Here is a 10,540-nt window from a genome sequence, read left to right as displayed (position 1 = left end):
GGTGCCCGCGCGCGTCGACCCGGCGGCGTGGGAGGTGTACGGCCGCGGCGCCCAGTTCCTGGACGCCCTGGCCGAGTCCCGGGCCGCGCGGGCGGTCTGGCAGGCGCTGCCGGGGGAGTCGTGGGCGGACCGGTTCGCCGAGGCGGCCGCGCAGACCATCCGCGCCGGGCGCTCGGTGCTGGCGATCGTGCCCGACCAGCGCGACCTGGACGCGCTGGCGCGGGCCGCGACCGCGCGGATCGACGAGGGCGGCGTGGTGGCGCTGTCGGCGGGGCTGGGACCGGCCGCCCGCTACCGGCGGTGGCTCGCCGCGCTGCGCGGGCAGGCGCGACTCGTGATCGGCACGCGCAGCGCGGTTTTCGCGCCACTGAGCGATCTGGGCCTCGTCATGGTGTGGGCCGACGCCGACGACAGCCTGGCGGAGCCGCGGGCGCCCTACCCGCACGCCCGGGAGGTGGCGATGCTGCGGGCGCACCAGGCGCGGTGTGCGGCGCTGATCGGGGGCTACGCGCGCACCGCCGAAGCGCAGGCGCTGGTGCGCAGCGGGTGGGCGCACGACATCGTCGCGACCCGGGCGGTGGTGCGCGCCCGCACGCCGCGGGTGATCGCCCTCGACGACACGGGCTACGCCGACGAGCGCGACCCGGCGGCCCGCACGGCGCGCATCCCGTCGATCGCGTTGCGCGCCGCCCGGTCGTCGCTGCAGGCCGCGGCGCCGGTGCTGGTACAGGTGCCGCGGCGCGGTTACGTCCCGTCACTGGCCTGCGCGCGCTGCCGCACCATCGCGCGGTGCCGGCACTGCACCGGGCCCCTCTCGCTCACCGAGTCCCCGCAGCGGGGCGGCCCGGCGCTGGTCTGCCGGTGGTGCGGGCGGATCGACCCGACGCGGCGGTGCGCGCGCTGCGGGTCGGACGCGGTGCGCGCGGTGGTCGTCGGGGCGCGCCGCACCGCCGAGGAACTCGGGCGGGCCTTCCCCGGTACCGCGGTGGTCACCTCGTCGGGCGACGGCGTCGTGCCGGAGGTCGCCGCCGGCCCGGCCCTGGTGGTGGCCACCCCCGGGGCGGAGCCGGTCGCGGCGGGCGGCTACGGGGCGGCGCTGCTGCTGGACACCTGGGCGCTGTTGGGCCGGCAGGACCTGCGTGCCGCCGAGGACGCGCTGTGGCGGTGGATGAGCGCGGCGGCGCTGGTGCGCGCGCGCGGCGACGGTGGGGTGGTGCTGGCCGTGGCCGAATCGTCGATCCCCACGGTGCAATCGCTGATCCGTTGGGATCCGGTGGGCCACGCCGAGGCGGACCTGGCGGCGCGCACCGAAGTGGGTCTGCCGCCAAGCGTGCACATGGCGGCGCTGGACGGCGCCGCCGAGGCGGTGGCGGCGCTGCTCGAGGAGGCGGGGCTGCCCGACGGCGCCGACGTGCTCGGGCCGGTGGATTTGCCGGCCGGTGTGCGCCGGCCTGCGGGAACGCCGGCCGGTACGCCGGTGACGCGGATGCTGGTGCGCGCCCGCCGTGAGCAGGGCCTGGCGCTGGCCGCGGCGCTGCGTCGCGGGGTGAGCGTGCTTTCCGCCCGTCAGGCCCATGAGCCGGTCCGGGTGCAGATCGATCCCCTGCACATCGGGTGACCTCGCCAAATCCTGCCCGAGGAGATAGTATGCGTCGGAAATAATTCGTGACTACGACGTTGGAAGGCCCACATCCTTCCCGTTCTTTAGCCGCCGATACGCCGGAGACAGTCCGGAGAAGGGGCGAGATGGCAGCGGACAAAGCGACGACGGCGGACGAGTCGCTCGACGTAATCACCGACGCTTTGCTGACGGCTTCCCGGTTGCTGGTCGCCATATCGGCACGCTCGATCGGGCAGGTCGACGAGACCATTACGATTCCGCAATTCCGGACGCTGGTGATCCTGTCCAATCGGGGCCCGGTCAACCTGGCCACGCTGGCCGGCCTGCTCGGGGTGCAACCCTCCGCCACCGGGCGGATGGTCGACCGCCTGGTCGCGGCCGGGCTGATCGACCGGCTACCGCACCCGACGTCCCGGCGCGAGCTGCTCGCCGCGCTGACGAAGCGCGGGCGGGAGGTCGTTCGTCAGGTCACGGCGTACCGGCGCAGCGAAATCGCGGCCATCGTGGAGAAGATGCCGCCGCCGGAGCGGCACGGCTTGGTGCGGGCCCTGACCGCGTTCACCGCGGCCGGCGGTGAGCCGGACGTGCACATGGACGCCGACATCGATCTCTAACGCTTCTCGGCGGTGATCAGCAGGTACTCCCACTGCATGGTGCCGTTGGTGAGGTGGCGCTGCGCCAGTTCGAGAAGTTGGGCGTCGAGCTCGGCGGACAGCACGCGGTTGTGGCCGATGTTGGCGTAGGCCTCGATCGTCGGGCCGTAGTGGTTCTTGAAATACGCGTGCACGGCCTCGGCGCTGTCGAACCGGTTCACTTCCAGCATTCCGCGCACCGCCGTCATCCGGCCGACACGCCGGCCCAGCAGGCCGGTGACGTAGCCTTTCCGTCCCCACAGCGCGGCGGGTGGCACCGCCTGCGACAGGCTGGGCCGGTACGGGCGGATGGTGGCGAGCATCTGGCCGAAAAATCCCTCCGGGGTCCAGCTGATCACGCCGATCGTCCCGCCCGGTTTGCAGACGCGGACCAGTTCGTCGGCCGCCCGCTGCTGTTCCGGCGCGAACTGCACGCCGATCGCGGAGATGACGACGTCGAACTCACCGTTGCCGAAGGGCAGCGCGTGCGCGTTGGCCTCCCGGTAGTCGATCGCCAGGCCCTGGGCGGTGGCCCGGGCCCGAGACCGCTGCAGCAGCTCGGGGGTCAGGTCGCTGGACACGACGTCGGCGCCCGTCGCGGCGGCGGGCAGCGAGATGTTGCCCGAGCCGGCCGCGACGTCGAGCACCCGCATGCCGGGACCGATGCCCATGGCCTTGACCAGGACGGGGCCCAGCGGGGCCATCACTTCCTCGGCCATCAGGGCGTAGTCGCCGAGCGCCCATACCGCGCGGTGAGGGGCGGCTTCGCTGATCGTGGTGTCGAGAGTCATCAGACCTCCTTGGGGGTAAGGAAAGGGCTGCCCACTCGACCTCGTTGTCACTAGCACGGCAGTGCGGTCGGGCTCATCAGAAAATGGCCTTCAGCAACAGTATGCATCAGAAATAGTAAACGTGCGCAACTTACGGCCGCGTGGCGGCCGCGGCTTTCTAGACTGTGCCGGTGCGTCTCGTCTTCGCCGGCACCCCCGAACCCGCGCTGCCCGCGCTGCGCCGCCTCCTCGACTCGCCCCGCCACGAGGTGATCGCCGTGCTGACGCGGCCCGACGCGGCGGTCGGCCGGCACGGCAAGCCGCAGCCCTCGCCGGTGGCGCGCGAAGCGCTCGAGCGCGGCATCCCATTGCTGCGGCCGGCGCGGCCGAACGCCGACGAGTTCGTCGCCGAACTGTCGGCGTTGGCACCCGACTGTTGCGCGGTGGTGGCCTACGGTGCGTTGCTGCGCGACGGCCTGCTCGGCGTGCCCCCGCACGGGTGGATCAACCTGCACTTCTCGCTGCTGCCCGCCTGGCGCGGGGCGGCACCGGTGCAGGCGGCGATCGCGGCCGGGGACACCATCACCGGGGCGACGACGTTCCGGATCGAGCCCAGCCTGGACTCGGGCCCCATCTACGGAGTCGTCACCGAGACCATCCGGCCGACCGACACCGCCGGCGAACTGCTTGAGCGACTGGCCGTTTCGGGTGCGGCGCTGCTGTCGACCACGCTGGACGGCATCGCCGATCGGACGTTGACGCCGCGGCCGCAGCCCGCCGACGGCGTCAGCATCGCCCCGAAGATCACCGTCGAACAGGCCCGGGTGCGCTGGGATCTGCCCGCGCTCGTCGTCGAGCGCAGGATCCGCTCGGTCACGCCGAACCCGGGCGCCTGGACACTGATCGGCGACGCGCGCATCAAGGTCGGCCCGCTGCAGATCGATCCGGACGCCCCAGAACCGTTGGCGCCCGGCGCGATTCACGTCGGTCGCAAGCACGTCTGGATCGGGACGGGTTCGCAAGCCGTGCGGTTGGGCCAAATACAGCCCCCCGGAAAGAAACTCATGAACGCCGTCGATTGGGCGCGCGGCGCTCGGCTCGACCCTGCGGCGCGCGCGACATGAGCCCGCCCCGACCGCCGAACCGCGGGCGCGGCAAGCGGCGCCGGCCGCTCGACCCCGCGCGGGCCGCCGCGTTCGAGGTGCTGCGGGCAGTCAGCGAGCGCGACGCCTACGCCAACCTGGCCCTGCCCGCGCTGCTGCGCGAGCGCCAGATCAGCGGCCGCGACGCCGCGTTCGCCACCGAGCTGGCGTACGGGACCTGTCGCACCCGGGGCCTGCTCGACGCGGTCATCGGAGCCGCCGCCGGCCGCTCGCCGGACACCATCGACCCGGTGCTGCTCGACCTGCTGCGGCTCGGCACCTATCAGTTGCTGCGCACCCGGGTCGACTCGTACGCCGCGGTGTCCACCACCGTCGAACAGGCCGGTATCGAATTCGACTCGGCCCGAGCGGGATTCGTCAACGGCGTGCTGCGCGCCGTCGCCGCCCGCGACGAGAAGTCCTGGGTCGAGGAGTTGGCGCCCGACCCGTCGCGCGACCCCGTCGGGCACGCCGCGTTCGTGCACGCGCACCCGCGCTGGATCGCGCAGGCCTTCGCCGACGCGCTGGGGCCGGCCGCCGGCGAGCTGGACGCGGTGCTGGCCAGTGACGACGGGCGCCCCCAGGTGCACCTGGCCGCCCGCCCCGGGGTGTTGACCGCCGCGGAGCTGGCCGAGGCGGTGGGCGGCACGGTCGGCAGGTATTCGCCCTACGCGGTGTACCTGCCCGGCGGCGATCCGGGGCGGCTGGCGCCGGTGCGCGACGGCGTCGCGCTGGTCCAGGACGAGGGCAGCCAGCTGGTGGCCCGCGCGCTGACGCTGGTACCGGTCGACGACGCCGGACGGTGGCTGGACCTGTGCGCCGGGCCGGGCGGCAAGACCGCGCTGCTGGCCGCGCTCGGCGCCGGATCCGGGGCCCGCGTCACCGCGGTGGAGCCGGCCCCGCGCCGGGCCGACCTGGTGGTCGAGAACACCCGCGGGCTCGCGGTCGACGTGTTGCGGGTCGACGGGCGGCAGACTGGGCTCGAGCCGGCCTTCGACCGGGTGCTCGTCGACGCGCCCTGCACCGGCCTGGGGGCGCTGCGGCGCCGGCCCGAGGCCCGGTGGCGTCGCCAGCCCGCCGACGTGCCCGCGCTCGCGAAGCTGCAGCGCGAACTGCTCGGTGCCGCGATCGCGCTGACCCGGCCCGGCGGTGTGGTGCTTTACGCGACCTGTTCGCCGCACCTCGCGGAGACCGTGGGGGTGGTCGCCGACGCGCTGCGTCGGCACCCGGTGTGCGCCGTGGACACCCGGCCGTTGTTCGAGCCCGTCGACGGGCTGGGGGACGGGCCGTACGTCCAGCTCTGGCCGCACCGGCACGGCACCGACGCCATGTTCGCGGCAGCCCTGCGCCGCGAGGCGGGGTAGGGCGGCTGCGAACCGCTGGGTGTTGCCGCGGCAGCCCTGCGCCGCAGATAGTGTGGCGCACATGGCTGGCAACCCCGGTAGGCCGCTCATCGCGCCGTCCATCCTGTCCGCCGATTTCGCGCGGCTGGCCGACGAGGCGGCCGCGGTGGTCGGCGCCGACTGGCTGCACGTCGACGTGATGGACAACCACTTCGTGCCCAACCTGACCATCGGCCTGCCGGTGGTCGAAAGCCTGCTGGCCGCGACCACCATCCCGATGGACTGCCATCTGATGATCGAGGACCCCGATCGTTGGGCGCCCGGCTACGCCGAGGCCGGCGCCTACAACGTCACCTTCCACGCCGAGGCCACCGACAATCCGGTCGGGGTGGCGCGGGACATCCGCGCCGCCGGCGCCAAGGCGGGGATCAGCGTCAAGCCGGGAACCCCGCTGGAGCCGTACCTGGAGATCCTGCCGCAGTTCGACACCCTGCTGATCATGTCCGTGGAGCCGGGCTTCGGCGGCCAGAGCTTCATCCCCGAGGTGCTCAGCAAGGTCCGCACCGCACGCAAGCTGATCGACGCGGGGGAGCTGACGATCCTGGTCGAAATCGACGGCGGCATCAACGACGACACCATCGAGCAGGCCGCCGAGGCCGGCGTCGACTGCTTCGTCGCCGGCTCGGCCGTCTATGGCGCGGAGGACCCGGAGGCCGCCGTGGCGGCGCTGCGCAGGCAGGCCGCCGCCGTGTCACCGCACCTGCGCCGATGAGCCAGCCCGCCCACGGCCTCGACGCGGCCATGCGGCTGGCGATCGAGCAGTCGAAGCAGGTCAAGGGCACCACCTATCCGAACCCGCCGGTCGGGGCGGTCGTCCTGGACGCCGGCGGCGTGGTCGTCGGCGTCGGCGGCACCGAGCCCGCCGGTGGCGACCACGCCGAGGTGTTGGCGCTGCGACGGGCCGGCGACCTGGCGGCCGGCGGGACCGCGGTGGTCACGCTCGAACCCTGCAACCACCACGGCCGGACGCCGCCGTGCGTCAACGCCCTCTTGGAGGCGAAGGTCGCGACGGTGGTCTACGCCGTCGCCGACCCCAATCCGGCCGCGGCGGGCGGCGCGGCCCGGCTGGCGGAGGCGGGCGTGCAGGTGACGGGCGGGGTGCTGGCCGACGAGGTGGCCGGGGGCCCGCTGCGCGAGTGGCTGCACAAGCAGCGGACCGGATCGCCGCACGTGACGTGGAAGTACGCCAGCAGCGTCGACGGCCGCAGCGCGGCCGCCGACGGCACCAGTCAATGGATTTCCAGCGAGGCCTCGCGGCTGGACCTGCATCGCCGCCGCGCGACCGCCGACGCGATCGTGGTCGGCACCGGGACCGTGCTGGCCGACGACCCGACGTTGACCGCCCGGCTGCCCGACGGCTCGCTCGCCGCTCGGCAGCCGCTGCGCGTGGTGGTCGGCATGCGTGAAATCCCATCGGAGGCAAAGGTTCTCAACGACGACTCGCGGACCATGGTGATCCGCACGCACGATCCGATGGAGGTCATCAAGGCGCTTTCGGATCGCACCGACGTGCTGCTGGAGGGAGGCCCCACCCTGGCGGGCGCCTTCCTGCGCGCCGGGGTGGTCAACCGCATCCTGGTCTACGTCGCGCCGATGCTGCTGGGCGGCCCGGTCTCCGCGGTCGACGACGTCGGGGTGCCCACCATCGCGCGGGCGTTGCGCTGGCAGTTCGACGGGGTCGACCGGGTCGGCCCGGACCTGCTGCTCAGCCTGGTGCCGCGCCGCGACTAACGCCCCGACTAGGGGGTTTAGCGCTCGCCTAGCGAAACGGCTTGGGGTTCGGGAACTTCGGGCTCCTCGGCGTGTTCCTTGCGGCCGCCGATCAGCAGGCCGAGCAGCGCACCGACGATGCAGATGACCACGGTGGCGCTGAAGATGTCGCCGTACATCATCGCGAACGCCTTGAGGTACATCGTCCCCTGGGCCGCGATCCGCTCCAGCAGGGAGGCGTTGGGCGGTATCGCGGCCGTCAACCCCGCGACGATCTGGTTGAACCGGTACAGGCCCCACGCGCTCAGCGCGGCGACGCCGATCAGCATGCCCGTCATCCGGGCCACCACCACCGCCGCCGAGGCGATGCCGTGCTGGGCCGACGGCACCACCCGCAGGGCGGCCGACGTCAGGGGCCCGATCACCAGGCCCAGGCCCACACCGGCCACCAACAGGTCGGCGTGCAGCACCGGGACGCTGAACACCCCGAAGATGTCGTGCTTCTGGCTCAGCACGTCCTGGCGCCAGTAGTGAATCAGCCAGTAGCCGTACGCCGCGATCAGCAGGCCCACGAAGGTCATCACCCGGTCGCCGACCCGGGTGGCGATCCAGCCGCCCAGCACGGCCCCGATCGGCAGCGCGATCAAGAACCACAGCAGCAGCCCGGCGGCCTGCGTCTGGTCCATCTGCAGCACCCCCTGGCCGAACAGCTCGACGTCGACCAGGGTCACCATCAGCGCCGCGCCCGCGGCCAGCGATGCCCCCAGCGCGGCCAGGAAGGGGCGGAAGTGCACCCCCGCTGGCTCGATCAACCGGGTGCGCGAGAACCGTTCCCAGAGCAGGAACAGCACCGCGACCACCACCGCCCCGATGACCAGCGGCAACCCGTAGCTCGGCAGGATCTGCTTGCCGTCGGGCTGGGGGTTGTAGAGGCCGATCACGGCGAGGCCCAGGGCGACCGCGAGCAGCACACCGCCGACCAGGTCGACCCGCTCGGGGTCCTCGACGCGCTCGTGCGACGGCAGGCTGAACTGGATCATCGCCATCGCGATCAGGGTTAGCGGGACGTTGATCCAGAACACGTAGCGCCAGTCGTGGAACAGGTACACGATGAAGATCCCGTACAGCGGGCCCAGCACGCTGCCGAGTTCCTGCGCGGCGCCGATGCCGCCCAGTACGCCGGCGCGGTTGCGCTGTGCCCACAGGTCGGCGCCCAGGGCGAGCGTCACCGGCAACAGCGCGCCGCTGGCCACACCCTGGATGGTGCGGCCGCCGATCAGCAGGTGGAAGTCGCCCCAGTGCCCGGCCAGCGCGGTCACCACCGAGCCGACCATGAACAGGGCGAGGCTGACCTGCAGCACCAGCTTGCGGCCGAACCGGTCGGAGGCGCGGCCCAGCAGCGGCATGGCGGCGATGTAGCCCAGCAGGTACATCGTGATGATCCAGGTGATGCGCTGCAGCTGGTTGATCGGGATGTGAACGTCGCTCATGATGTCGCGCATGATCGTGACGACCACGTAGGCGTCCAGCGCGCCCAAAAGGACCGCCAGGCTGCCGGCGCTGATCGCGACGCGGCGCCCGGTCTGCGAACTCATGAACTCACCGGGGGCTTGGTGACCTGGACCTGCTCGCCCCAATTGGACAGGGTGACCTGGACCGAATTGCCCGAACTCTTCTGCAGGTTGGCCTGAACCAGCTGGTGGTCACCGGTTTCCTGGACCCACACCGTGCTCGGGACGGGTTGCGTCGCGTTGAACTGCGGCATGATCTTGTTCACCGCGTCGGCCGACACGTTCCCGCTGACGCGAATGGTGTTCTGGCCGTTGATGGTGTCGCGACCCTCGGCCTTGGCGTTGCTGAAGTTCGCCAGCGCGTTGCCCAGCCCGGTGTCGGGGTTGAGCAGCACCGACACGTCGTAGATGTCGGATGCCTTGCCGAAGTCGCTCCACTTGTTGGGCGTCAGCGTCGCGTAGAGGTTGCCGTCGACGACCACGAAGTTCGCGTCGATGTCGGAGCCGCCCAGGGTGATCGTGGCGTTGCCCTTGGCGGCGGTGGCCGGCGCGGTGGTGAGGTCACCGGTCAGCGTTTTGATGGGCAGCCCCTGGATCTTGCCCTGGATGCTCAGCACCAGGTGCACGCTCTTGACGGCCTTGGTGGCGTCGGCCGACTGCTTGACCAGGGTCGTGGCGTCGGGTAGCGGTGCGCTGCTCTGCTTCGAGCCCGACGAACAGCCGGCGATCAAGGCGGTGGCGAGGGTCAGGGATGCGAGGACGGCCGATAGACGGCGGCGGGTCTGCATACCTTGCATCGTAGAGGGTCCCGGCGACCGGCTCGGGAGACACAGGGCCGCCGCGTCGGACCTTGGCCTGCTCACCGGCGCGACCGCGGCCTCTCGGCCGCCGATTAGCCTGATGGCATGTTCACCGGAATTGTCGAGGAACTCGGAGAGGTGACGGGCCGCGACGTGCTCGCCGACGCGGCACGGCTGACGATCCGCGGCCCGGTGGTGACCTCGGACGCGGGGCACGGCGATTCGATCGCGGTCAACGGCGTCTGCCTCACCGTCGTCGAGTTGCTGCCCGACGGGCAATTCACCGCCGACGTGATGGAAGAAACCCTCAACCGGTCCAACCTGGGCGCCTTGCAGGTCGGTAGCCCGGTCAATCTCGAGCGCGCCGCGGCGGTCAACAGCCGGCTCGGCGGGCACATCGTGCAGGGGCACGTCGACGGGACCGGCGAGGTGGTGGGCCGGGCGCCGTCCGAACACTGGGAAGTGGTGCGCATCGGGATCCCCCCGGCGGTCGCCCGCTACGTCGTCGAAAAGGGGTCGATCACCGTCGACGGGATTTCGCTGACGGTCTCCGGGCTCGGCACCGGGCCGGGGGACTGGTTCGAGGTATCGCTGATCCCCACGACGCGGGAGCTGACCACGCTGGGGCGCGCCCCGGTAGGAACGCAGGTCAACCTCGAAGTGGACGTGATCGCGAAATACGTCGAGCGGTTGATGACGCATAGTGGCTAGCCGCCGCCGTACTGCTGCGGCGCACGCTCAGGCTTACAAGACACCCGACTGGCATTTAAATCGGTTGCAACACAGTGCGATTGAACAACCGACATCGAGCAATGTCCAACGTAGCGGTTATCCGATTGGAGCGCGCCGCCCACGCCGACCGGGGTGGGCAAACCGAAATGACGAAGCCGTCCACCAGGGCCGGCTATCGCGCTGAACTCGACTCTTCACGCTCTTGGTGGCGTTGGGGGC

The 10,540-nt window shown here is 72.0% G+C and carries 10 protein-coding genes; 7 read left to right on the top strand and 3 right to left on the bottom strand.

The genetic code is table 11. The annotated features are described in order from the left end of the window. Together HMPREF0591_RS26830 and HMPREF0591_RS26825 are read left to right on the top strand one after the other, a co-directional pair. Positions 1 to 1,618, top strand: a 1,618-nt coding sequence (locus HMPREF0591_RS26830) for a primosomal protein N' (protein ID WP_083802078.1), incomplete at its 5' end; no start/stop codon positions are given. A gap of 128 nt (positions 1,619 to 1,746) precedes the next feature. Then, entirely contained in the window at positions 1,747 to 2,235 is a 489-nt protein-coding gene (locus HMPREF0591_RS26825) for a MarR family winged helix-turn-helix transcriptional regulator (RefSeq protein WP_007171916.1), read from the top strand. On the opposite strand, the gene HMPREF0591_RS26820 is transcribed toward HMPREF0591_RS26825, so the two are convergent. Further along, entirely contained in the window at positions 2,232 to 3,044 is an 813-nt protein-coding gene (locus HMPREF0591_RS26820; protein WP_007171915.1) for a class I SAM-dependent methyltransferase, read from the bottom strand. The genes HMPREF0591_RS26825 and HMPREF0591_RS26820 overlap by 4 nt on opposite strands. Before the next feature lie 170 nt (positions 3,045 to 3,214). Here HMPREF0591_RS26820 and fmt point away from each other — a divergent pair, with 170 nt between their 5' ends. The 4 genes from fmt (at position 3,215) to ribD (ending at position 7,299) form a co-directional block, all read left to right on the top strand. Beyond that, positions 3,215 to 4,147 carry a methionyl-tRNA formyltransferase gene (gene fmt, locus HMPREF0591_RS26815; RefSeq protein WP_040624212.1) on the top strand — a complete coding sequence of 311 codons (933 nt, stop codon included), beginning with the start codon at positions 3,215 to 3,217 and terminating at the stop codon, positions 4,145 to 4,147. Beyond that, complete coding sequence (locus tag HMPREF0591_RS26810; protein ID WP_007171913.1) at positions 4,144 to 5,529, top strand: RsmB/NOP family class I SAM-dependent RNA methyltransferase; 1,386 nt, start codon at positions 4,144 to 4,146, stop codon at positions 5,527 to 5,529. The genes fmt and HMPREF0591_RS26810 overlap by 4 nt, the downstream gene beginning before the upstream one ends. A 61-nt stretch (positions 5,530 to 5,590) precedes the next feature. After that, entirely contained in the window at positions 5,591 to 6,280 is a 690-nt protein-coding gene (gene rpe, locus HMPREF0591_RS26805; protein WP_007171912.1) for a ribulose-phosphate 3-epimerase, read from the top strand. Further along, positions 6,277 to 7,299, top strand: coding sequence for a bifunctional diaminohydroxyphosphoribosylaminopyrimidine deaminase/5-amino-6-(5-phosphoribosylamino)uracil reductase RibD (gene ribD, locus HMPREF0591_RS26800; RefSeq protein ID WP_007171911.1), 1,023 nt, complete (start codon positions 6,277 to 6,279; stop codon positions 7,297 to 7,299). The genes rpe and ribD overlap by 4 nt, the downstream gene beginning before the upstream one ends. 17 nt (positions 7,300 to 7,316) lie before the next feature. Here ribD and HMPREF0591_RS26795 read toward each other — a convergent pair whose 3' ends face one another. Both HMPREF0591_RS26795 and HMPREF0591_RS26790 read right to left on the bottom strand, forming a co-directional pair. Then, complete coding sequence (locus HMPREF0591_RS26795; protein WP_007171910.1) at positions 7,317 to 8,873, bottom strand: MFS transporter; 1,557 nt, start codon at positions 8,871 to 8,873, stop codon at positions 7,317 to 7,319. Then, on the bottom strand, positions 8,870 to 9,577 hold the full coding sequence (locus tag HMPREF0591_RS26790) for an LppX_LprAFG lipoprotein (RefSeq protein WP_007171909.1): 708 nt from the start codon (positions 9,575 to 9,577) through the stop codon (positions 8,870 to 8,872). Before HMPREF0591_RS26790 ends, HMPREF0591_RS26795 begins: the two co-directional genes overlap by 4 nt. Positions 9,578 to 9,694: 117 nt before the next feature. On the opposite strand from HMPREF0591_RS26790, the gene HMPREF0591_RS26785 reads away from it, so the two are divergent. Beyond that, positions 9,695 to 10,300: a riboflavin synthase gene (locus HMPREF0591_RS26785; protein ID WP_007171908.1), complete on the top strand. Its 606-nt coding sequence runs from the start codon at positions 9,695 to 9,697 to the stop codon at positions 10,298 to 10,300. The last annotated feature ends 240 nt before the right edge of the window (positions 10,301 to 10,540 follow it).

Origin of the sequence: Mycobacterium parascrofulaceum ATCC BAA-614 (assembly GCF_000164135.1) — a bacterium.
GTDB classification, from domain to species: domain Bacteria; phylum Actinomycetota; class Actinomycetes; order Mycobacteriales; family Mycobacteriaceae; genus Mycobacterium; species Mycobacterium parascrofulaceum.
The sequence above is the reverse complement of the archived record's forward strand: the minus strand, read 5'-3'. Positions and strand labels throughout refer to the sequence as shown.